At 59.8% G+C, this 22,990-nt stretch carries 23 protein-coding genes and 2 riboswitches; of the genes, 21 read left to right on the top strand and 2 right to left on the bottom strand.

What is annotated here, in order from left to right:
- Positions 1-318 precede the first annotated feature (318 nt).
- The 8 genes from AC2FH0_RS00350 (at position 319) to cobJ (ending at position 10,039) form a co-directional block, all read left to right on the top strand.
- Positions 319-1,299 (top strand): hypothetical protein, encoded by a 981-nt coding sequence (locus AC2FH0_RS00350; RefSeq protein ID WP_496708643.1) that lies wholly within the window; start codon positions 319-321, stop codon positions 1,297-1,299.
- Positions 1,300-1,781: 482 nt separating this feature from the next.
- A riboswitch (cobalamin riboswitch) is annotated at positions 1,782-1,988 on the top strand.
- Positions 1,989-2,082: 94 nt separating this feature from the next.
- Positions 2,083-2,457 (top strand): DUF1636 family protein, encoded by a 375-nt coding sequence (locus AC2FH0_RS00345; RefSeq protein WP_142632902.1) that lies wholly within the window; start codon positions 2,083-2,085, stop codon positions 2,455-2,457.
- A gap of 2 nt (positions 2,458-2,459) precedes the next feature.
- On the top strand, positions 2,460-3,515 hold the full coding sequence (gene cobW, locus AC2FH0_RS00340) for a cobalamin biosynthesis protein CobW (RefSeq protein ID WP_496788257.1): 1,056 nt from the start codon (positions 2,460-2,462) through the stop codon (positions 3,513-3,515).
- 3 nt (positions 3,516-3,518) lie between these two features.
- Entirely contained in the window at positions 3,519-6,812 is a 3,294-nt protein-coding gene (gene cobN / locus AC2FH0_RS00335; protein WP_496788255.1) for a cobaltochelatase subunit CobN, read from the top strand.
- Entirely contained in the window at positions 6,809-7,936 is a 1,128-nt protein-coding gene (gene cobG, locus AC2FH0_RS00330; protein WP_496708645.1) for a precorrin-3B synthase, read from the top strand. The genes cobN and cobG overlap by 4 nt, the downstream gene beginning before the upstream one ends.
- A complete protein-coding gene (locus AC2FH0_RS00325; protein WP_496788254.1) occupies positions 7,936-8,565 on the top strand; it encodes a precorrin-8X methylmutase in 630 nt (209 codons plus the stop codon). The genes cobG and AC2FH0_RS00325 overlap by 1 nt, the downstream gene beginning before the upstream one ends.
- Entirely contained in the window at positions 8,562-9,290 is a 729-nt protein-coding gene (locus AC2FH0_RS00320) for a precorrin-2 C(20)-methyltransferase (RefSeq protein ID WP_496692416.1), read from the top strand. Before AC2FH0_RS00325 ends, AC2FH0_RS00320 begins: the two co-directional genes overlap by 4 nt.
- Complete coding sequence (gene cobJ / locus AC2FH0_RS00315; protein ID WP_496708648.1) at positions 9,287-10,039, top strand: precorrin-3B C(17)-methyltransferase; 753 nt, start codon at positions 9,287-9,289, stop codon at positions 10,037-10,039. Before AC2FH0_RS00320 ends, cobJ begins: the two co-directional genes overlap by 4 nt.
- Here the strand turns inward: cobJ and AC2FH0_RS00310 are convergent.
- On the bottom strand, positions 10,012-10,761 hold the full coding sequence (locus AC2FH0_RS00310; RefSeq protein WP_496708649.1) for a cobalt-precorrin-6A reductase: 750 nt from the start codon (positions 10,759-10,761) through the stop codon (positions 10,012-10,014). The two genes, cobJ and AC2FH0_RS00310, sit on opposite strands and share 28 nt — an antisense overlap.
- On the opposite strand from AC2FH0_RS00310, the gene cbiE reads away from it, so the two are divergent.
- From cbiE to AC2FH0_RS00265, 9 genes are all read left to right on the top strand, one after another.
- Positions 10,760-11,959 (top strand): precorrin-6y C5,15-methyltransferase (decarboxylating) subunit CbiE, encoded by a 1,200-nt coding sequence (gene cbiE, locus AC2FH0_RS00305; RefSeq protein WP_496788252.1) that lies wholly within the window; start codon positions 10,760-10,762, stop codon positions 11,957-11,959. The genes AC2FH0_RS00310 and cbiE overlap by 2 nt on opposite strands.
- Positions 11,956-12,324, top strand: a complete 369-nt coding sequence (locus tag AC2FH0_RS00300) for a cobalamin biosynthesis protein (protein WP_496696105.1) — start codon at positions 11,956-11,958, stop codon at positions 12,322-12,324. Before cbiE ends, AC2FH0_RS00300 begins: the two co-directional genes overlap by 4 nt.
- A complete protein-coding gene (gene cobM, locus AC2FH0_RS00295; RefSeq protein ID WP_496788251.1) occupies positions 12,321-13,115 on the top strand; it encodes a precorrin-4 C(11)-methyltransferase in 795 nt (264 codons plus the stop codon). Before AC2FH0_RS00300 ends, cobM begins: the two co-directional genes overlap by 4 nt.
- The gene (locus AC2FH0_RS00290) at positions 13,102-14,424 is read left to right on the top strand and encodes a cobyrinic acid a,c-diamide synthase CobB (RefSeq protein WP_496788249.1); all 1,323 of its coding nucleotides are present in this window, start codon (positions 13,102-13,104) and stop codon (positions 14,422-14,424) included. The genes cobM and AC2FH0_RS00290 overlap by 14 nt, the downstream gene beginning before the upstream one ends.
- Positions 14,421-15,149: a uroporphyrinogen-III C-methyltransferase gene (gene cobA, locus AC2FH0_RS00285; RefSeq protein ID WP_496788248.1), complete on the top strand. Its 729-nt coding sequence runs from the start codon at positions 14,421-14,423 to the stop codon at positions 15,147-15,149. Before AC2FH0_RS00290 ends, cobA begins: the two co-directional genes overlap by 4 nt.
- On the top strand, positions 15,142-15,885 hold the full coding sequence (cobF, locus tag AC2FH0_RS00280) for a precorrin-6A synthase (deacetylating) (RefSeq protein ID WP_496788247.1): 744 nt from the start codon (positions 15,142-15,144) through the stop codon (positions 15,883-15,885). Before cobA ends, cobF begins: the two co-directional genes overlap by 8 nt.
- Before the next feature lie 43 nt (positions 15,886-15,928).
- A riboswitch (cobalamin riboswitch) is annotated at positions 15,929-16,137 on the top strand.
- A gap of 37 nt (positions 16,138-16,174) precedes the next feature.
- On the top strand, positions 16,175-16,345 hold the full coding sequence (locus AC2FH0_RS00275) for a CbtB domain-containing protein (protein WP_142632876.1): 171 nt from the start codon (positions 16,175-16,177) through the stop codon (positions 16,343-16,345).
- A gap of 4 nt (positions 16,346-16,349) precedes the next feature.
- Positions 16,350-17,048 (top strand): CbtA family protein, encoded by a 699-nt coding sequence (locus AC2FH0_RS00270; RefSeq protein ID WP_496692423.1) that lies wholly within the window; start codon positions 16,350-16,352, stop codon positions 17,046-17,048.
- Positions 17,049-17,114: 66 nt separating this feature from the next.
- Positions 17,115-17,609 (top strand): hypothetical protein, encoded by a 495-nt coding sequence (locus AC2FH0_RS00265; RefSeq protein ID WP_496749456.1) that lies wholly within the window; start codon positions 17,115-17,117, stop codon positions 17,607-17,609.
- Here AC2FH0_RS00265 and AC2FH0_RS00260 read toward each other — a convergent pair.
- Positions 17,606-18,019: a DUF1636 domain-containing protein gene (locus AC2FH0_RS00260; RefSeq protein ID WP_271947977.1), complete on the bottom strand. Its 414-nt coding sequence runs from the start codon at positions 18,017-18,019 to the stop codon at positions 17,606-17,608. The genes AC2FH0_RS00265 and AC2FH0_RS00260 overlap by 4 nt on opposite strands.
- A 68-nt stretch (positions 18,020-18,087) precedes the next feature.
- On the opposite strand from AC2FH0_RS00260, the gene AC2FH0_RS00255 reads away from it, so the two are divergent.
- The 4 genes from AC2FH0_RS00255 to AC2FH0_RS00240 all read left to right on the top strand — a co-directional run bounded on the left by AC2FH0_RS00255 (position 18,088) and on the right by AC2FH0_RS00240 (position 22,966).
- The gene (locus tag AC2FH0_RS00255; RefSeq protein ID WP_271947979.1) at positions 18,088-18,546 is read left to right on the top strand and encodes a DUF302 domain-containing protein; all 459 of its coding nucleotides are present in this window, start codon (positions 18,088-18,090) and stop codon (positions 18,544-18,546) included.
- 77 nt (positions 18,547-18,623) lie between these two features.
- Positions 18,624-20,243 carry a thiamine pyrophosphate-binding protein gene (locus AC2FH0_RS00250; protein WP_496788246.1) on the top strand — a complete coding sequence of 540 codons (1,620 nt, stop codon included), beginning with the start codon at positions 18,624-18,626 and terminating at the stop codon, positions 20,241-20,243.
- Positions 20,230-21,414 carry a CaiB/BaiF CoA transferase family protein gene (locus AC2FH0_RS00245; RefSeq protein WP_142632866.1) on the top strand — a complete coding sequence of 395 codons (1,185 nt, stop codon included), beginning with the start codon at positions 20,230-20,232 and terminating at the stop codon, positions 21,412-21,414. Before AC2FH0_RS00250 ends, AC2FH0_RS00245 begins: the two co-directional genes overlap by 14 nt.
- A 181-nt stretch (positions 21,415-21,595) precedes the next feature.
- The gene (locus AC2FH0_RS00240) at positions 21,596-22,966 is read left to right on the top strand and encodes a tetratricopeptide repeat protein (RefSeq protein WP_271947985.1); all 1,371 of its coding nucleotides are present in this window, start codon (positions 21,596-21,598) and stop codon (positions 22,964-22,966) included.
- Positions 22,967-22,990 lie beyond the last annotated feature (24 nt).

The following is a 22,990-nucleotide window of genomic DNA, read 5'->3' as shown; positions in this document are numbered from 1 at the left end:
AAATCGGGGCCGTTTACAGTAAACTTCAATATATTCAGAGCCACCAGACGGATTGCAAATCCGTGTACACCGGTTCGATTCCGGTACTCGCCTCCATAAAAGTTAACACCGAAAAAACCTAACCATCTGATACTGTTTGATTTCAAATAGTTGCCCGGCTTTCGCACGTTAACTTTTTGCAAAATCCCGCAACATTTCCCGCAACACGTTTCTTGTTGACTTTTTGGGGACTTGTTCCCTCTAAATCCGTGTTTCGCTCTCATTTAAAATGGAGCGGATTTTTGGGTCGCAAACGCTTAGACAGCAACAGGTATTTTCATGGCACAGTTTCTTCTCGCGGAAGGTTTTATTGGGGGAATGGCTGTCGAAATTGACGAAGATCGTTTCAATGAAATCCTTCATGCCAAGAATGTCATCAAGCCAATTTGGGACGTAGAAGACACATTTACCCTATTGGCAAATGCCTTCATCGAGTTTGAAGAAAGCCTGATCAGCGTCGGACTTAGGTATCTTTTCGAGAAGGACATGCAACGAGACGTTGATCACTTCTTCGACGACGCTAGGCAAAATGTGAACCTTAAGCTGATCTCAGTACTTACGGCGTCTAGAGTCTACGAGGAACAATTGCATAGGCGCATGTCTTTGCTTTCTAAACTTGTTGGAAGACAAATAGACCTTCAAAGCAGCTTCAGTTCTGTTTTTGATGGCAGCCTTGAGTACCGAGTTATGTACGAGCTTCGCAATCATGCTTTGCACAACCGTTTGCCTCTGGGAACTCTCGCATTCGGCGACTTTAATCAGTCACCAACGGACAACGTCAGAGATGACACACCGACTCGCCTACGAATTACAACTGACCCTAAGATTTCGGTCGAGGACTTCTGTAGTTCTGACAGACTCAAACGACGCACTAGAGATGAAGTTAGTGCATTGGGCTTTAAGCATTTGGACTTGAAGTTCTTTGCACGAGGGTTCATTTCGTGCCTCGCACTTTGTCACGAAGACTTCAGGGCAGCTACCGAGGCTGTCTTGGAAGGTGCTTTAAACACGCTCCACTCCGCCGACCATGTGTTACAGATCGCCAAAGGCGACTATCCTAAACACGCCTCCATTATGAGACGAAAAGACGGTCAGAATGAAGATCATTACGTCGACTACTCAAAGAACTCTCGCATATTGGAAATTCGAAAGTTTTGGACTGGTTTAAAGCGGGTTCAAAGAGGCTATGTTTCGTCCGAAGTTAAAGCGTCAGCAAACACTTACCCACAGCAGCACGACAAAATTTGGATCTCTAAATGAGCTGACCAAAATCCCGCAACAAATCCCGCAACATTTCTTGGTTACGAAGAATGCGAGATGGGTTTAAGTATCTGTTTTTATTATCTATTAATTCTGACAGGGTTCGATTTCAAAACAGGTACTCGCCTCCAATACTTTCAAACAGTTGCTTCGCATTCGGCTTTTCGAGCCTGCGACACGCCGTCTCGCCACGGCAGTGCTCTGCTGAGTGAAGCTTGACACCGGATTGATCAGAAGGCGGTGAACTCACTGGCTCGGCCGGTAAATTTGACCGCTCTATCGATTCCACGCGATATGCCCTTTGAAGTAACGGGCCCGCGAATCCTTTCGTCTGGATATCTTCGAGGCGCAAAGCCCAAGTTCGCCTGCGGTCATTTTGCATATGGCTGACCAAACATGCCGCTGACAGGCATTGGCAGGTCGCTTTTCCATTCTCGATGATTTCCGTGCGTCTGCCGCGCTTGACAAGCCCCCTGCCCGTGCCGCATGTCCCATCCGTTGGTGTCTGCACATGCAGATGAAAAGGGAATGCGTCAGCGGTCAACCGTCAAACGCAGCCGCCCCCGCGACCGTGACCGGAGAGGGTGCCCAAAGCCACTGGCCAGACAGGCCGGGAAGGCGGGACATCTGCCAGAGGCCAGCCTCTGACATCCGCAAGCCGGGAGACCTGCCAACATCCGAAGTTGAAACCGGACGGGGTGATCCGGTGTCGGGCCCATGTCGCAATACGTGGCCCGCATGAAACCCCGTCCCCCGCGAAGAGGATTTGGGGGGATGAGAGACATGACCGAGACCACACCTGTTGAACTGCTGGTGTGCACGACCTGCCGCCGCGGCCTGCCCGTCGAGAATGATGCAGATCGTCCTGGGGCGTTGCTGCACAAGGCGTTGGAGCAGGCAGAACTTCCTGATGGCGTCACTTTGAAGGCAGTAGAATGCCTTTCAAATTGCGATCAGGGCTGCTCGATTGTGCTGCGTGGCGGACCCAAACGTTGGACCTTTGTCTATGAGCATCTCGATGAAACCGATCATGTCGAGACCATTGTTGAAGGCGCGACCAAATATCTCGCGACCCAAGATGGCCTCGTTAAATGGCGCGAACGTCCTGAACATTTCCGCAAAAACTGTGCGGCCCGCATTCCCCCGATTGGAGCTTAGATATGAGCAATCTCGAAAAACTGCCCGTCACTGTGATCACCGGCTTTCTGGGCTCGGGCAAGACCACGCTCGTGCGTCATCTGATGCAGAACCCGCAGGGCAAGCGCCTGGCCATTGTGGTCAACGAGTTTGGAGATGTTGGCGTCGATGGCGATATCCTCAAATCCTGCGCGATCCCCGATTGCCCGGCGGAAAACATCATGGAATTGGCCAATGGATGCATCTGCTGCACCGTGGCAGATGATTTCATCCCGACCATCGAGGCGCTGATGGCGCTAGAGCCGCGCCCCGATCACATTCTGATCGAAACCTCTGGCTTGGCCTTGCCCAAGCCGCTGCTGAAAGCGTTCGACTGGCCGGATATCCGCTCGAAAATCACCGTGGATGGCGTAATTGCTCTGGCCGATGCCGAAGCTGTGGTCGCCGGTCGCTTTGCCCCGAATGTCGCTGCGGTGGATGCCCAGCGCCTGGCCGATGACTCGATTGATCACGAAACGCCGCTATCCGAGGTGTTCGAGGACCAGATCTCCTGCGCCGACATCATTCTGCTGACCAAGCCTGATCTTGCTGGCCCCGAGGGGGTCGCCAAGGCCAAGGAAATCATCGCGGCAGAGGCTCCGCGCCCGCTGCCCGTGGTCGAAGTGGCCGAAGGCGCTGTGGATGTACGTGTTGTGCTGGGGCTTGAGGCCGCTGCCGAAGATGACATGGAGGCACGTCCCAGCCATCACGATGGCCACCACGATCACGAGCATGATGATTTCGAAAGCATCATTGTCGAGCTGCCGGAACAGACCGATCCGGCCCAGCTGGTCGCCAATATCGAACGTCTGGCGAATGAACTGAACATCCTGCGGGTCAAAGGCTATGCCGCTGTTACCGGCAAACCCATGCGCCTTTTGGTGCAGGCAGTCGGGGCCCGTGTGCGTCATCAGTACGACCGCCCGTGGGAGCCAGGTGAAGAGCGTCGCTCGCGTCTGGTGGTCATCGCCGAGCATGACGACATCAAAGAGGCTGAAATCCGCGAAATCCTCGTGGGTGTAACCGAGGCCGCCGAGTAAGCCATGCACGTCGTCTTCCGCGAAAGCCACGGGTTAGAGGAAACGGAGACCCCAACCGATCTGGGCCAGAGCCCGGCGGATCTGGTGGTGCTGTCCTTTTCCGACAGTGACCTTGGCGCTTTCGCGGCAGGCTGGCATCGTGGTGGTGGACCCGAAGGTCGGATGCCGACCATGCGGCTGGCCAATCTGACGGCGCTGAAGCACCCGCTTTCTGTCGACACCTATGTCGAGCAGACGCTGGAGGGCGCCAAAGGCATTCTGATCCGCCTGATCGGTGGCGTGCCCTACTGGTCCTACGGGTTGCAGCAGGTTCTGGCACTGGCCCACGCCAAGGGCATGGCCGTTGCTGTGCTGCCTGCGGATGGACGTGAAGATACGCGGCTGGATGACTATTCTACCCTGCCCGTTTCAACCCTGCGGCGGCTGGCGCATCTTTGCGACACAGGCGGTGAGGTCGCAGCGCAGGCTGCGCTGGCGCAAATGGCACTGGCCGCGGGGCTTTATTCTGGCCCGGTGGTGGGGGCCAAGACGATCCCGGAATGTGGCGTATGGTGCCCGGATCGCGGTGTGATCCCGGCGGATACCGCATTCGCCGGTGATGCCAAGCGCATCCTCGTGACCTTCTATCGCGCCTATCTGACCTCGGCAGACACTGCCCCGGTCGCGGCCCTGATCCACCGTCTGCGTGCGCGTGGGTTTCAGGCTGTTGGCCTATTTGCGCCGTCGCTCAAAGCCCCTACCGCCGCTGACTGGCTGCGCGAACAGGTCGTAGCGCTGGCCCCCTCGGCAATCATCAACGCCACGTCCTTTTCGGGCAAAGGCGCCTCGGGAACGTCCCCGCTGGACGCCGCCAATGTGCCGGTATTTCAGGTCGCCCTGTCCACCGCACGCCGCAAGGCCTGGGCCGATGCCGAACGCGGACTGTCCCCCGCCGACCTCGCAATGCATGTGGTCCTGCCCGAGGTGGATGGCCGCATTTCGGCGGGCATCGCTTCGTTCAAGGAACCGGGCAAGCGCGACCCGTATCTGGAATATTCCCGTTTTGCTCACTGCCCCGAGCCGGAACGGATTGAGGCGATCATTGACCGGGTCGACGGCTGGCTGGGCCTGACCGATAAACCCAAAGCCGATCAGGTCCCAGCGTTGGTGCTGTCGACTTATCCCGGCAAGGACTGGCAGATGGCCCATGCGGTTGGCCTGGATGCATTGGCCTCGGCCGAGGCGATGCTGTCCGATCTGCAGGCTGAAGGCTATGACACCGCACCTGGCGCGCCGATTGCCGAGACGCTTCTGGATGCGCGACTGTCTTGGCCGCTTGCGGCCTATCAGACCGCGCTGGCAGACTTGCCGGAACAGTTGCAAACGGATTTGCAATCCGTTTGGGGCAAGCCTGAGGACGACCCGGTTTTTGCCGATGGTGCGTTCCACTTTACTGCCTTGAACCGGGGCAAGACACTGATCGCGCTGCAACCGGAACGCGGCACGCCCGAGCTGCGCGAAGACGACTATCACGATCTTTCGCGCACCCCGCGCCACAGCTATGTTGCCTTCTATCTCTGGCTGCGTAAGGGCCTTGGCGCGGATGCGCTGATCCATATCGGCGCGCATGGCACGCTGGAGTGGTTGCCTGGTAAATCCGTTGCTCTGTCGGCAAATTGCTGGCCCGAGGCGTTGGTCCGCGATCTGCCGGTGATCTACCCCTTTATCGTCAATGACCCCGGCGAGGCCGCACAGGCCAAGCGCCGGATCGGGGCGGTTACACTGGGCCATATCCCGCCCCCGATGCGAACAAGTGACACGCCGGACCGTATGGTGCGGCTGGAATCCCTGCTGGACGAATTCTCGAACGCCGACGGGCTGGACCCCAAACGCCGCGACCGACTACAAGAAGACATACGGGATGAGGCGCAGGCCATTGGTCTGGAAAGCGATCTGGGTCTGGATCAGGCAACCTGTACCGCCGAAGCGATCACCCGTATCGACCGATTTGTCTGCGACATCAAAGAAAGCCAGTTCGGCGACGGCTTGCACGTCTTTGGCCGCGTCCCCGAAGTGACCGGCAATTTTGATGCCACGCCTTCGGCGCATGCGGAACGTCAATCACTTTTGGACTCACTGGCCGGGAAACGGATCGAGGCTGGCCCGTCTGGCTCACCCTATCGCGGGCGCTCGGACGTGCTGCCGACAGGGCGAAATCTTTACACCACCGATCCGCGTTCGGTTCCAACACGCGCGGCCTATACCCAAGGTGTCAAACTGGCCGAGGAACTAGTGCGACGGCATCTGCAGGAAGAAGGCGATTACCCCAAGGGGCTGATTGTCGACCTCTGGGGCTCGGCCACGATGCGCACTGCGGGTGAAGAATTCGCCATGGCGCTTCACCTACTGGGTGTGAAACCGGTTTGGGACAAGGGGTCGGAGCGGGTTTCCGGTATCGAGGTGCTGCCAATCACTGATCTCAGCCGTCCACGGCTAGACGTGACCTTGCGTGTCTCGGGCCTGTTCCGCGATGTATTCCCGACGCTTTCTGCGCTGTATGGCCAGGCAGTGCGAGCATTGTGTGAACGGGACGAGGCAGGAGACTGGAACCCATATGCCGGGCAGGCACCGGCCGCCCGTGTCTATGGCCCCGCCCCCGGCAGCTATGGCCTGAACATGACGCAGCTATCCGAAATCTATACGGACGAAGCGCGCACACAGGCCGGTCAGGCTTGGCTGGACGCCAGTTCCTTTGCGCTTGAGGGCGAGCAAATTGCACGGGATGTCGATGGTATAACCCAACGCGTTGCCCACGCCGATAGCTTTGTTCACCTTCAGGACCTGACCGAAACCGATCTGCTGTTGGCCAATGACTATGCCACGCATGAGGCCGGTTTTGCCGCCGCCAAGAAAGTCACTGGCGGTACTGCGCAGCTGTACCATCTGGACAATACCAACCCAGACACCCCCCGCGCCCGAACCCTCTCTGAGGAAATCAGCCGCGTTGTCCACGCGCGCGCGGCTAATCCTGACTGGATCGCAGGAATGCAACGGCACGGATTCCGCGGCGCCGCCGAGATCGCGGCAACGCTGGATCATATGGCAAGCTTTGCCCATCTGTCGGGAACCGTTGCACCGCATCTGTTTGACATCTACCACGATGCCACACTGGGTAACGCCGAGGTTGATGCCTTTCTGCAAGAGAAGAACCCACAGGCGCATCAGGCCATGCAGGATCGGTTCCGTGCGCTGCTCGAGGCTGGCCTGTGGAACACGCGCCGAAACTCGATCCGAGCCGATCTGGAGGGGTTGGGATGAGTGCACCGATCGTTCAGGGCTGGTGCCCCGGCGCCCATCGCCCGATGATGTCGGGGGACGGGTTGGTCGTGCGGGTTCGGCCGCGGCTGGCTCGCCTTGAGGCTGCGCAGATGTTAGGCCTGTGCGAACTTGCCGACCGGTTTGGCAATGGCACAATTGACCTGACCAACCGCGCCAATCTGCAACTGCGCGGTGTGGCCGAGGCCGATCACCAACCTTTGCTAGAAGAACTCGCTGCGCTGAACCTTTTGGATGCGGAACCGGGTATCGAGGTGCGGCGCAATATTCTGGTGACGCCGCTCTACCAATCCGGCGATCTTACCGCACGACTGACGCAGGAACTGATCGACCGGTTGGGTGAATTGCCGTCGCTACCAGCCAAGTTTGGGTTTGCCATCGACACCGGACCAAATCGCCTGTTGGTCGGGGATTCGGCGGATATCCGGCTGGAGACAGGCCCCGACGGGCTGATCCTACGCGCTGATGGCGCCGAAACAGGGCGTCGCGTGACCGAAAAAATCGCCATCGACCACCTGATCGCGCTGGCCGAATGGTTCGCGGATCACCAAACTCCCGAGGCCCGGCGCATGGCCCGCTTGGTTGCGTCACAGGATTTGCCGTCAGAATGCCAAGGCAGCGCACCGGGTGATGTTGGCGCTCTGCCTGAACCGGGCATCGTGGAGCTGGGTGCGTTTTACGGAGCCGCGTTCGGTCAGTTGCCAGCGCGCGGGCTTGCGGGGCTGATTGAGACCTGCGGTGCCTCTGCGCTGCGGGTCACCCCTTGGCGGCTGTTCCTGATGGAAGGCGGGGCGGCGATACCCGCCCCAGCGTTCGTCACCGATGGCACCGACCCGCTGATGACCACTGACGCCTGCCCCGGCGCCCCGCTCTGCCCGCAGGCGCAGGTGGAGACCCGCGATATCGCCCGCGCGCTGGCCTCGCGTATTCCCGGCCACTTGCATGTCTCGGGCTGTGCTAAAGGATGCGCGCGCATGGGACCAGCTGATGTCACCCTGGTCGGCCACGATGGTCGATTTGATCTTGTCAAACAAGGCCGCGCGGGAGATGAGCCAAACCTGCGCGGGTTAAGCCCCGAAACACTTATGACCATGGACTTCTCCTGATGCCCTATGAATACGAAACCGACGGCGCGGCGATCTACAAACAAAGCTTTGCCACCATCCGTTCCGAGGCCGATCTGGCACGGTTCGACGCCGATGAGGAACAGGTCGCCGTTCGGATGATCCACGCGGCAGGTATGGTGGGGTTGGAAGAGTTCGTGCATTTCTCAACCGGTTTTGTGACCTCGGCCCGTGCCGCGTTGGAAGACGGCGCACCGATCCTGTGCGACGCCCGCATGGTCAGCGAGGGTGTGACCCGGTTCCGCCTGCCCGCCGATAACGAAGTGATCTGCACCCTGCACGACGAACGTGTGCGTCCGCTGGCTGCCGAGATGAGCAACACCCGGTCCGCCGCTGCGCTGGAGTTGTGGCGCCCGCATCTGCAAGGCGCCGTGGTGGCCATCGGTAATGCGCCCACCGCCCTGTTCCACCTGCTGAACATGCTGGAAGACCCCGACTGCCCGCGCCCTGCGGCCATCATCGGCTGCCCGGTGGGCTTTGTCGGTGCGGTCGAATCTAAAGACGCTCTGTGGGAGGCGCAGCCAGTGCCGTCCTGCATCGTCAAGGGCCGCCTCGGCGGCAGTGCCATCACAGTCGCAGCCATCAACGCCATCGCGAGCCGCGCCGAATGAACGCGGGCAAGATATACGGCGTGGGCCTCGGCCCCGGCGATCCGGACCTTATGAGCGTCCGGGCCGACCGCCTACTGCGCACAGCACGTCACGTGGCCTTTTTCCGCAAACCGGGTCGCAGTGGTCAGGCCCGCAAGATCGTCAATGGCATGATCCCAGAAGGCGCGGTGGAATTCCCGATGGAATACCCCGTGACCACAGAAATTCCATTGAGTGATCCGCGGTACAATGAGCTGCTCTCGGCGTTTTATGAAGATTGTGCCGCGCATCTGAAGACACTGTCGGATCAGGGCGAAGACGTGGTGGTCCTGTGTGAGGGAGATCCGTTTTTCTATGGATCATTCATGCATCTTTACAATCGCCTACGCAGCGGAGCTGAAGTAGAAGTCGTGCCTGCGATCACCGGAATGTCCGGCGCATGGACCGCAACTGGCGATCCGATCACATGGGGCGATGATGTTCTGACCGTGCTGGTAGGCACATTGCCCGAGGATGATCTTGCACATCGGATGGCGCAAACCGACGCGCTGGTAGTGATGAAGATCGGGCGCAATATCGACAAAGTGAAGCGGGCCTTGAAGACGGCCGGTTTGTATGACCGTGCTTGGATCGTGGAATACGCTCAGATGCCCAATCAACGCGTGTGCAAATTGTCGGAAAATTGCGAGGGGATCACTCCGTATTTCTCGATCATCATCGTTCACGGACAAGGGCGGCGGCCATGAGCGGTTGGGTCAAGATCGCAGGACTCGGGCCAGGAAACGAGGCTTTGGTGACGCCCGAAGTGACCGCTGCGCTGGCTGAGGCGACGGATGTCGTCGGCTACATTCCTTACGTCGCGCGCATCGCCGAACGCCCCGGCCTGACGCTGCATGCCAGCGACAACCGGGTTGAGATCGACCGTTCGCAGCATGCGTTGCAAATGGCGGCCGAAGGGAAGCGCGTAGTGGTCGTATCCTCGGGCGATCCGGGTGTATTTGCCATGGCAGCAGCGGTGTTCGAAGCGCTGGAAAACGGCCCCCGTGAATGGCGTGACCTACCGGTTGAGGTGCTGCCCGGGATCACCGCGATGCTTGCGGCCTCAGCACGTGCAGGTGCCCCGCTGGGGCATGATTTCTGCACCATCAACCTGAGTGACAACCTCAAACCTTGGCCTCTGATTGAGAAGCGCCTGCGACTGGCGGCACAAGCGGATTTCGCGATGGCGTTTTACAACCCCCGCTCGAAATCCCGCCCCGAAGGCTTTGTCAAAACACTGGAAATTCTGCGTGAGGAATGCGAACCCGAACGGCTGATCCTGTTCGCCCGCGCTGTTTCGCGTGCGGATGAGGCGATCCGGATTTCGACTTTGGCCGAGGCCACGCCCGATATGGCCGATATGCAAACCGTCGTGATCGTCGGCTCATCCCTGACGCGCGTGATCGAACGCGACAGTGACCCGATCGTCTATACGCCGAGGTTCACCCCGGAATGAGCCAGCCAGTCCAGAACCTGCGGAACGCTCGACAGTTCCAGCCGCTGCGGCAGGGCTGGACGGTCGATCATCAGCACCGGTACGCCCAGCGCCCGCGCGGCGTCCAGTTTGGCGCGCGCGCCGGCGCCGCCCGCGTTCTTGGATACCACCAGCTGCGTGCCGTGGCGCTGCATCAACGCCCGGTCATCAGCCTCGGCAAAGGGTCCGCGCGCCACGACAACCTCGCAATTCGGCAAGGGCAGGACATCGGGTTCATCCACCAGCCGCAACAGGTAATGGTGCTGGGGCTGGCTGACGAAATCTTCGAGATGCATGCGCCCGACCGCAAGAAACACGCGCTGCCGATCACCGGACAAGGCGGCCACGGCTGCAGCGATATCCGGGACACGCTGCCAGTTGTCGCCGTGTTGCGTGGTCCATTCGGGCCGTGTCAGCGCCGCCAGCGGAATCTGTGCCTCATGGCAGGCCTCAATCGCGTTACGGCTCATCCCGGCGGCAAAAGGGTGGGTCGCGTCGATCACGTGGCTTATGCTGTGGTCATGGATATATTTCACCAGCCCTTCGTCCCCACCGAACCCGCCAACACGTACCGGCAGAGGTTGCGGGCGCGGGTTGTCCACACGTCCTGCATAGGAATAGGTCGCGGGAATACCCCGCTCAGCTATGGCTTTTGCCAGCGCGTTGGCCTCGGTCGTGCCGCCCAATATCAGGAGGTTGGACATGTCTGAAGCTCCATGGCTGACCGTTTTGGGTTTGGGCGAAGATGGACTGGATGGCTTGCCCCCCGCAAGCCGTCAAGTGCTGGAACGCGCCGAAATCATCATGGGGCCACCGCGACACCTGTTCTTGGTTCCCGATTTCGGGGCCCAGCAGGTGGAATGGCCCATGCCCTTTGCCGATGGTCTGCCGATCCTGACCGGTTTTCGCGGGCGATCAACAGTGGTTCTGGCCTCGGGCGATCCGTTCTGGTTCGGTGCCGGATCCGTGATCGCACGGAATTTCGAGGCCGGGGAATGGACCGCCCTGCCCGGCCAATCGACGTTTTCGCTGGCCGCTGCGCGGTTGGGCTGGCCGCTGGAAAGCACGCAGACATTTGGTCTGCACGCGGCCCCGCTGACCCGGCTGCGCCCGCATCTGGCCCCCGGCCTGCGCGCGATTCTGCTGTTGCGCGATGGTAAGGCCGTGACGGAACTTGCCACCTATCTGACTGACACCGGCTTTGCCGACACACACCTGCATGTGATGGAGGCCCTGGGCGGCCCGCGCGAACGGGCGCGCAGTGTCTCGCTGACCGAGGCGCTGTTGGGTGGGTTCGATCACCCGGTCTGCGTCGGGCTCGAGGTTGCTGGCGGTGGACAAGCCTTTCCGCGCGCCTCTGGCAAACCGGATGAGATTTTTGAGACCGACGGCCAGATCACCAAACGCCCTATCCGTGCGCTGACCCTATCGGCGCTGGCCCCGCAGCGGGACGAGCATCTGTGGGACATTGGCGGCGGCACCGGGTCAATCAGCATCGAATGGCTGATGTGTGACCCAACGCTCAGCGCCACGACGGTCGAACCCCGCGAAGACCGCGCCGAGCGTATTCGCCGCAATGCCGACGCTTTGGGTCAGGACCGGCTGCAGGTGGTGCATGGCACCGCCCCGGATGCGCTGGACGGCCTGCCCCTGCCCGATGTGGTTTTCATTGGCGGCGGGCTGAGCAGTGAGCTGCTGCAATGGCTGCATACAACCCTGCCCTCCGGCACGCGGCTGGTGGCCAACGCGGTGACTTTGGAAAGCGAAGCTCTACTAGCGCAGTGGCAGGATAGGCTGGGCGGTGAGCTGCTACGGGTCGAACTGGCACAGGCTTCAGCCCTGGGGCCGCGGCGCGGTTGGAAATCGGCCTATCCGGTGGTGCAATGGAGCGTCACGCTATGATCGTCGCAGGCATCGGTTTTTCCTCGGCCGCTACGCTGAACAGCCTGCGCGCCGCCTATGATCAGGCGAGTGCCGGTCACGCTGTGGACGCGCTTGCCACGGTAGCCGACAAGGAAGGCCACGCCGCACTAACAGATTTTGCCTCGGCCATTGCCCTGCCCTTGCATTTCATTCCCCCCGCCGATCTGGCCGGGCAGCGCACCCTCACCTGCTCGACCCGCAGCCGCGCCACCTATGGCACCGGCAGCGTCGCCGAAGCATCCGCCCTTGCCGCCGCCGGAACTGGTGCGCGGCTGATCTCACCCCGACAGATTTCAGACGACCGGCTGGCCACCTGCGCCATCGCCATCGGAGGACAGACATGACCGTTCATTTCATTGGCGCCGGACCGGGCGCCGCCGACCTGCTGACCCTGCGGGGGCGCGATATCATCGCCGCTTGCCCGGTCTGCCTGTATGCGGGTTCGCTGGTGCCAGAGGAAATTCTGGGCCATTGCCCCGACGACGCCAAGATCGTGAACACGGCGGCGATGGATCTGGATCAAATCATGGCCGAGATCGAGACCGCACATCAGGCCGGTCTGGATGTTGCGCGACTGCATTCCGGCGACCTGTCGGTCTGGTCCGCGATGGGCGAGCAGATCCGCCGCCTGAAAGAGCTGGGCATCCCGGTCAGCGTGACCCCCGGCGTGCCGTCTTTTGCCGCTGCGGCCGCATCACTTGGCACGGAACTGACCCTGCCCGGACTTGCGCAATCAGTGGTCCTGACCCGGACACCGGGACGCGCATCGTCGATGCCCGAGGGCGAGACGCTGAAAAACTTTGCCCGCACCGGGGCGACACTGGCCATCCACCTGTCGATCGGCAATCTGGATACGGTGATCGCCGATCTGACACCTGCCTATGGGTCCGACTGCCCGGTGGCCGTTGTCTATCGTGCCAGCTGGCCCGATGAGCGGATCATCCGTGCGACGCTGGCAACCCTAAAAGACGCGTTGGACGAGAGCATCTCGCGCACTGCGCTGATCATGGTTGGCCGGGCACTGGCTGGTGAAGGATTCGACGAAAGCTGCCTGTATTCAAAGGATTACGACCGCCGTTATCGCCCGCAAAGCGCGGACAGCCCTTGGTCAAGCTGGAGCCATGGTGATGACTAACCCTCCGGGTATTCTGATTTCGGCGCCGTCTTCGGGGACTGGCAAGACCACCGTGATGCTGGGCCTGCTGCGTGCGCTGGCCGAGGATGGCCTGACCGTCCAACCATTCAAAAGCGGCCCTGACTATATCGACCCGGCCTTTCACCGGGCGGCGGCTGGGCGCGCCTCGTTCAATCTGGACAGCTGGGCGATGGGCGATCCTCTGCTGAACGCAATATCGGCACAGGCTGACGGCGCGGATATCGTCGTAGCCGAAGGATCGATGGGTCTGTTCGACGGTGTCGCCAAACCCGGTGAGATTGGCCATGGATCTAGCGCGGAAACCGCGCAGCGTATGGGCTGGCCTGTGGTGTTGGTTCTGGATGTCGGCGGTCAGGCGCAATCAGCTGCAGCCACGGCGCTGGGGTTTCGGATGTACAACCCCGACCTGCCCTTTGCCGGGGTAATTTTGAACCGCTGCGCCAGCCCGCGCCACGAGCGTCTGACCCGGTTGGGTATGGAACGTGCAGGCCTGCCGGTTCTGGGCGTTCTGCCACGACGCGGAGACCTGACACTTCCCGAGCGGCACTTAGGTTTGATCCAGGCAGTGGAACATCCCGATCTGGAAAGCGCCATTGTCGGCTATGCTGCGTTCCTGCGTGAACATGTCGATCTGGAGGCGATCAAGCGGGCGGCTTCCTCAAGCCCAAATAGGCCATCGTCAGCCGTGCTGCCCCGCCCTCCGGCGCAGCGGATCGCACTGGCCCGGGATGCTGCGTTTTCGTTCACCTATCCGCATTTGCTGGAAGGCTGGCGCACGGCGGGTGCAGAAATCCTACCGTTTTCACCACTGGCGAATGAAGCCCCTGCCCCGGATGCCGATCTGGTCTGGCTGCCGGGTGGGTATCCCGAGTTGCACGCAGGCACATTGGCCGCCGCCAACACCTTCCAGACTGGGCTGTGCAAACATGCCGAGACAAGACCTGTGCATGGCGAATGCGGGGGCTACATGGCGCTGGGTCAGGCGTTGATCGACAAAGACGGAGTCCGGCACGAAATGGCGGGCCTTCTGGGCCTTGTGACCTCCTATGAAAAGCGCAAGTTCAACCTGGGTTATCGCAAGGCGGAATTACTGGCCTCGATGGCCGGATTTACCGAAGGCACAGCGCTACGCGGGCATGAGTTCCACTATTCCTCGATCATCGAACAGCCTGACGCCCCGCTGGCGCGCGTGTTCGACGCCGAAGGCGCGGAAGGCCCGCAAACCGGATCGGTGCGAGACAATGTCACCGGGACATTCTTTCATCTGATCGCCGAGGCCTCGGCATGAGTGGTTTTGTGTCCTTCATCGGTTCAGGCCCCGGCGACCCGGAATTGCTGACGCTGAAGGCGGTAGACAGGATGCAGAAAGCTGATGCGGTGCTGTTTGACGACCTCAGCAGCGGCCCGATCCTAAGCCACGCGCGCGAGGATGCTGACCTGGTTGGTGTCGGCAAACGCGCCGGGCGCCCCTCGCCCAAGCAGGATCACGTCAGCCGCTTGTTGGTCGAATATGCACAAACCGGTCAGCATGTTGTGCGGTTGAAATCCGGTGATGGCGGCATGTTCGGCCGGCTTGAAGAAGAACTGGTGGCCCTGCAAGAGGCCGGGATCGACTATGAAATCATCCCCGGCATCCCCTCGGCGGTAGCGGCGGCGGCAGCGGCGGGCATTCCGCTGACCCGGCGACTGACCGCGCGGCGCGTGCAATTCGTCACCGGCCACGATGTCAGTGGCAAACTGCCCGAAGATCTGAACCTGGCAGCACTGGCTGATCCACAGGCTACGACCGTCGTGTTTATGGGCAAGCGCACCTTTCCCCTTTTGGTTGGCGCCCTGCATTCGCGCGGCCTGCCGCTGGACACGCCTGCATTGATGGCCGAATCCGTCTCGACCCCCGAACAAAAACTGCAACGCTCGACCATCGGTGCTTTGTCGCAGCAGTTGGAAACCGAGATCGGCACCGCCCCGGCCCTGATCCTGTATGGACCTCTGGCAGAGTTCGAAAATGATTGACTTGACGCTGATCGGTATTGGCACCGGCAACCCGGATCATGTGACATTTCAAGGGGCGCAGGCGATCCGCTCGGCGGACCTGATCCTGATCCCCCGCAAGGGCGAAAACAAGGCCGATCTGGCAGGGCTGCGCGAGCAGATCATCGCTCAGGTCGCGGATACCCCTCCGCAAATCGCGTATTTCGACATTCCCAAACGCCGTGCCGATGATGGCTATTTACGCGGAGTGGACGAATGGCACGACGCGATTGCATTGCGCTGGCAGGAGGCCATCGCAGCCCACCCGAAGGCCCGCCATGTGGCGCTGCTGATCTGGGGGGATCCGTCGCTGTATGACAGTTCGCTGCGAATCGCGGCACGTTTGACCCCTCAGCCAGAAACACGGGTGATTCCCGGCATAACCGCGCTGCAAGCGCTGACGGCGGCCCATGCGATTCCGATCAACGAACTGGGCGCGCCCTATATCGTAACAACTGGTCGTCGCATCCGGGACGAAGGATGGCCGGAAACCGCAGAAAACGTGGCGGTGATGCTGGATGGCGAATGTTCCTTCCAAAACCTGAACATGGAAGACTTGGACATTTGGTGGGGCGCATATGTCGGCATGAAAGAGGAAATCCTGATCAAAGGCCCTTTGGCCGAGGTTGCGCAGCAGATTCTGGACCGCCGCGCCCTTGCCCGTGCCGACCATGGTTGGATCATGGATATTTATTTGCTGAAAAAGCGCATAATCTGACACAATACGTCGCAAATGATGATTGCACCGCCACAGCTATAGCGGCTAAATGGGGGTGTCTGGTCCTGCCGGAGAAATCCGGATGCTAAGAGGGAATTTGGTGCGACTGCCTCGGTGGTCAACTCCAAAGCCGCCCCCGCGACTGTAAGCGGAGAGCCCCTGTTCAACCAGCCACTCCCGGTTCTCCGGGGGGAAGGCGAACAGAGGCATCGACCCGCAAGCCAGGAGACCTGCCAGGCGCAAAAACGAAACACCGGCCGTCGGGTGCGGCGGCAGAGGAGAATACAAAATGGCAACACAAACGAAAACAGCATCCGCCGCGCGTACAGGCTTTGTTCCGGTCATGTTTGCAGTGGTTCTGGGTCTGGGTCTCATCACGCTGACCGGTCACGTTCAGGCAGCGGCCCTGCATGATGCAGCGCATGACGTGCGTCACGCGACCGGCTTCCCCTGCCACTAAGACCGTGTTCAGTCGTATATTGACCAGCGCGTTGTTCGCTGGTGCTGCAGCGGGGCTGATTGCCGCCTTGCTGCAGTTGGTATTTGTGCAACCAGTATTGTTGCATGCCGAGCTTTATGAATCCGGAGAGCTGGTGCATTTCGGGGCCGAGACCGTATCGGCTCATCCCGAACTGCCGCGCATGTTCTCTGAACTGACGCGTGATGCGCTGAGTGTCATCTTTACCATGCTGACCTATACCGGCTATGCGTTGGTGATGGTTGCGCTGATGTCGGTAGCCGAAGGTCAAGGACATCAGATTGATGGCCGGACCGGCGTCCTTTGGGGGTTGGCCGGATTTATCGCCTTCCACCTTGCACCAGGTTTCACCCTGGCGCCCGAAGTGCCGGGTGTCGCGGCAGCCGATGTCTATGCACGTCAGGTCTGGTGGTTCGCAACAGTTGCAGCAGCCCTTGTCGCCATGTGGTTGATCGCCTTTGGAGGTAACCTGATCAGCTATGTGATCGCCGCGGTACTTCTGTTGGTGCCACATCTTATCGGTGCACCCGAGCCCGATGTTTTCACCGGCCCTGTGCCGACTGAAATTGGCGCGTTGTTCGCGGCACGAGCTTTTGGAATCGGTCTGGTTGCATGGGTTCTGGTTGGCGCGTTCGCTGGCTATTTCTGGCAGAAAGAAGCGCAACCTTCCGAAGCAACGGCCTGATCGCACTTCGATTGAACGCGCTGGGGGTAAACTTGGCGCGTTTCCCTATGTTTTCAAGGAAATACAATGACCCGTTCACTTGCTCTATTCGTGATCGGTCTGGTCTTTGGTGGCGGTGCAGGATTTGTAATCGCTGCTGCAAATGGCGTCACATTTGATGGCCACGACCATTCTGATCCGTCTCTTCACGGAGCCTCACACACTGAGACCATGGCCCACGATCATTCCACGGCCCTGAACCTACCGGCAGGCGCAGATGCACCTACACTGGACATCGCTCTGACACAGGATCCTATGTCTGGCTGGAACCTGCATGTCATGCCAAAAAACTTTACCTTCGCACCGCAGAACGCATCTACCGCTGACATGGCAGGCGAAGGGCACGCGCATGTTTACATCAACGGAGAAAAGCTCGCCCGGCTTTACGGCAGTTGGATGCATATTGATCAGTTGCCCAAAGGCGAGGTCGAGGTTTCGGTTTCGCTGAATTCCAACAGCCATAGCCCGCTTTCGGTCGATAACGTGCCGGTTCGTGCTGCGGTTACGGTTCAGGTCGACTAAAGCGCCGGAATACGCGCACGCAAACACATCCGAAGCCGCCCGCAGGGTCGGGCGTCTTCGATCCAGCCCTGTGGGCTGTTCAGGTAAGTACGGCAAGTTTCAGCGATATCCGCGGCATCCGCCACCACATCGACACCCGAAAACACATAAGATGCGCGCCCCTGCGCCTGTATAGCCAGCGCCGTGGGTTCCGCGCAGCCGCTGAAACAGGCGTGTTCGCTCACTTCGACCTGATCCGTCAATCCAGCCCTTTTCAGTGCGTCCTGCACAGCCTGCACCTCGGCCGCCCGATCGCGTGCGGTGCCACAGGTTTTGCAGATCATCAGGCGCATCCGATCCAGACCTTTCCCTTCGTCCTGCGCCCGTTTCTGCGGCTTTAAGCGGCGCGGCGCAATCCCGAATGCGCACAAGATTGTGAGTGCGACGTTCTCACATTTCTGGCAGGATTCCTGCAGACACCTTAAAAGGAGGCCTCTGGATGAAACTGCTTTGGACCGTCTTCGCCCTGCTGGCCCTGCCCGCCTGGGCCGACGAACCGCTCTCGGGATGGGCCGTGTATCCAACGGGCAAAAGCTATGATGAATTAGTCTCGGACACCAAATCGGCGGTTAAGGCAAACGGTCTGATCGTGGTCACGCAGGCCGGCCCCACCAAAGCCGCCGCCGCGCGGGGAATTACAATCCCAGGCAATCTGGTGATCGGCGCCTTCAACAATGACTATGCGGTGCGCGTGCTGGAAACCTCGGTGCGCGCAATGATCGAAGCACCGATCCGGTTTTACGTGACCGAAAACGAGGACGGCACCGCCACCCTATCCTATAAAACGCCCAGCTTTGTATTCGCGCCCTATATCTATGAGGGCGGAGACCCCCTGAGGGACATTGCCCAGGAATTGGATGACACCTTTCAGATCGTGGCCGAAGCCGCTGTCAAATAGTCACACTGGCGTGATGCGCCTTGCGTCCGGGTCTGTCCTCCGCAATCTGCGTTGAAACAGTTTTCGGAGCTTTACTGATGCAGGACTCGTCGCCCCGCGCTGCGGACATTCTGGCCCAACGGCTTTATGAGGCTGGCTGCCGCCACGCTTTTGGCATGCCAGGTGGCGAGGTGCTGACCCTAGTGGATGCGTTGGAAAAGGCGGGAATAACCTTTCACCTGACCAAACACGAGAACGCGGCCGGCTTTATGGCCGAGGCGGTGCATCACCGCGACGGTGCCCCGGCCATTCTGGTGGCCACACTCGGTCCAGGCGCGATGAACGGGATCAATGTGGTCGCCAATGCGTTGCAGGACCGGGTGCCAATGATCGTGCTGACCGGCTGTGTCGACGCAGATGAGGCGCTGACATACACCCATCAGGTCATGGATCACGCACGGGTCTATCGCTCGATCACCAAAGGGACGTTCATGCTGACCGCCAAAGGCGCGGATATTATCGCAGACAAAGCGGTATCGCTGGCCAATCAGCCGCGCACAGGACCGGTGCATATCGACGTGCCGATTTCGGTTGCGGATGCGCCTGTGACCGATGTCAAACGCCGCCGTCTTGTCAAACCTGCCGCCGTCGCGCCCGAGGGGGATTGCGTTGAAAAAGCCCGCCGCTGGGTGGCACAGGCCGAACGGCCCATCGCGATTATCGGCCTGGATGTTCTATATGACGACTCGCGCAATGTGGTGCAGGCGTTCCTTGAACATTTTGGCATTCCTTTTGTGACAACCTACAAGGCCAAGGGCGTGATTCCCGAGGATCATCCACTGTGCCTTGGCGGCGCGGGCCTGTCGCCGCTGGCCGACACCCATCTAGTGCCGCTGGTTGAACAGGCCGATCTAGTGTTGTGTCTGGGCTATGACCCGATCGAAATGCGCCCTGGCTGGCGCGAGATATGGGACCCCGAAGAAAAGCGCGTCATCGACATTTCGGCGGTTCCGAACGATCACTACATGCATCAGGCCGGGTTGAACCTGGTGGCTGATACCGGCGCGACCCTCGAGGCCGTTGCAAAGGGCAACCCTGCCCGCGCCACCTGGCCCGGCGGTGAGCCCGAACAGGTTCGGGCCGCCCTGGCGCGAGCCTTCCCTACTGATGACGTATGGGGTCCCGCCGCGGTAATTGCGGAAACCCGCGCGGCTCTTCCTGCCGAGACATTGGCCACCGCTGACAGCGGCGCACATCGCATCCTTCTCAGCCAGATGTGGGGATGTTCCGAAGAACGCGGGCTGATCCAGTCTTCGGCGCTCTGCACCATGGGCTGCGCTCTGCCAATGGCCATCGGGCTGAAGCTGGCCGAACCCACGCGCCCGGTCATCAGCTTTTCCGGTGATGCCGGGTTCCTGATGGTCGCCGGAGAACTGTCGACCGTTGCCGAGATGGGTGGTAACCCGATTTTCCTGGTGTTCGTCGACGCCAGCCTTGCCCTGATCGAAGTGAAACAGCGTCAGCGGCAAATGGGGAACGTAGGCGTCGATTTCGACCGCCACGACTTTGCAGCTATTGGCCGGGCCTTCGGTGGGAATGGTCACACGGTGCGCACCCGCGCCGAACTGAGGGATGCTCTGGAAGCGGCAACCAAGTCTGATAGGTTCACCGTAATCGCTGCTGAGATTGACCGCGGAGGATATGATGGCCGGATCTGAAGGACCGCTGAAGGGCGTCAAGGTTCTGGACCTGTCCCGCATTCTGGCCGGACCGACCTGCACACAGTTGCTGGGCGATTTGGGTGCCAGCGTTATCAAGATCGAAAACCCAGCCACTAAAGGGGACGACACGCGCCAGTGGGGCCCACCCTATGTCGCTGATGCCGACGGGGTTCCATCGGATCTTAGTGCCTATTTCATGTCAGCCAACCGCAACAAGAAATCGGTCGCCATCGACATCACCACACCCGAAGGTCAGGCGGAAATTCGGCGGCTGGCCTCGTTTGCGGACATCCTGATCGAGAATTTCAAACCCGGCGGGCTTGCGAAATACGGGCTGGATTACAAATCGCTCTCGCAGGAATTCCCTAGCCTCGTCTATTGTTCGATCTCAGGCTATGGGCAGGATGGGCCTAACGCATCAAAGCCCGGATATGATCTGATGGCGCAGGGCTATGGCGGTGTCATGTCTCTGACCGGCGATCCCCAAGGGGCGCCGATGAAAGTTGGCGTTGGTATCGCTGATGTCATGTGCGGTATGTATGCCTGCGTTGGCATTTTGGCAGCATTGCGCCATCGGGACCAGACCGGAGAGGGACAGCAAATTGATCTGGCTCTGGTCGATTCCCAGATTGCGTGGCTGATCAATGAAGGCGTGAATTATCTGACATCCGGCAATGTGCCACAACGCCGTGGGAATGGTCATCCAAATATTGTTCCATATGACGTTTATGAAACCGCTGATGGCCATGTGATCCTTGCTGTAGGTAATGACAGTCAGTTCCGCCGGTTCTGCGAATTCATCGACCAACCTGATCTGGCGGATGACGTCCGCTTTGCGACGAACCCGGCGCGGCTGGAAAACCGGGATGCGTTGAACGCCCTATTGCGCCCTGCGGTTCAGTCATATGACACAACAACCGTCATCGCAGAACTTGAGGCACGCAAAGTACCAGTTGGGCCGGTCCAGACCCTGGATCAGGTTTTTGACACCGAGCAGGTCGCGGCGCGGCAAATGCAGATCGCGATGCAGGCTGCCCCGGCCGAGGTAAAACTGATCGGAAACCCGCTGAAATTGTCGCGGACACCGGTTACCTACCGGACGGCTCCGCCACAGTTCGGAGCGGACACTGCAGCAGTCTTGAACGCTAAGAACCCATTTGAAGATTGAAACACAATGCCTTACTAGGCGGCATATTGCTGAAACATGCCGTTGAATCGGCGGATTTTTTCACGTTTTCCACACACAGCTTTTCACCAATTCGAGAGCAGGGCCGATACTGATACGACCCCGCCTGACTCTCTGCTAAATCGAATAAAGTAATAAATCGCAAATGGATTGGATCCCGCGCATGAAACAAGATGTTTTCGGACAGATGAACACTCTTTGCCATTCGGCCAGTGTCGAGGCGTGGAATGGTGTTCTGCTTGGTTTCATGGCGCATTCAGCTGTCACACCCCAGCATCTGGGCAAAGTGCTAGAGCTTGAGCCCGATTTCGCGCTTGGTCACGCCATCAAAGGCCTGTTCCTGGTCTTGCTGGGTCGGCGCGAGATGATGCCAGTTGCAGCGGAAGCGTTGAATGCTGCCAACACCGCTATGGATCGCCAACCGGTAACTGAGCGCGAGCGGCTTTATGTCGACGCGTTGGCCCTTTACCTGTCCGACCTGCCCTCACATGCAATCCAGAAGTTTGAAGAAATTCTGCGCCTCCACCCACAGGACTCGCTGGCGATGAAACTCAGCCACGCAACACGGTTTGTCTTGGGAGATGCCGCTGGTATGCGACGGTCGATCGAACGTGTCCTGCCCGCTTATGAACCCGACCACGCCGGTCGCGGATATCTTCTGGGGTGCCATTCCTTCGCGCTTGAGGAAACCGGGGCCTATGAAAAAGCCGAAATCGCCGGACGTCAGGCCCTGTGGATGGTGTCGGATGATGCCTGGGGCCTGCACGCAGTGGCCCATGTGCACGAGATGACCGGCAATGCGCAGCAAGGTCTTGATTGGCTGGCCGGACGCGAGGATGCCTGGGCGCATTGCAACAACTTCCGCTATCATGTCTGGTGGCACAAGGCGCTGATGCATCTGGACCTGGGCCAGGTCGATCAGGTTATGGAACTGTATGACCAGTATGTCCGGCAGGACAAAACCGACGATTACCGTGACATATCGAATGCCACGTCGCTTTTGTCCCGGCTCGAGCTTGAGGGCGTCAAAGTTGGAAACCGCTGGGAGGAACTGGCCGACCTCAGCGCCGCCCGGACCGAAGATGGCTGCCTGATCTTCGCCGATCTTCACTATCTGCTGGCCCTGACCGGCGACAACCGGACCGAAGCGACCGGCAAAATGCTGCAGCGCATCCAGAAAGATGCCCAGCGCAATCAGGGCGACACTCCGATCCGGATGTCGGATCCCGGTATTGCCGCAGCCAAAGGGCTTGAAGCTTTTGGCGACGGCCTTTACGGCGAAGCATTTGATTTCCTGTCGAATGCACGGGACGGAATGCAACTGGCCGGTGGTAGCCACGCCCAACGTGATGTATTCGAGCGCATCACTATTGATTCCGGCCTGCGTGCCGGCCGTTTGGATGCTGTCGAGCGCATTCTAGACGACCGCCGTGCCAAGCGGGCCGGGGGTGAGGACAATTATGCTATGGCGCGCCGCGCATTGATCGATGCGGCCCGCGATAACCAAGACGCACAAAGCGTTCCGGCAGAATAACAAAACAAAAAGACTGAAGAAGGA

The sequence above is a fragment of the Ruegeria sp. CDSC051 genome, from assembly GCF_059610665.1.
Note: the sequence above shows the minus strand (reverse complement) of the source record. Positions and strands in the feature narration are given on the sequence as shown.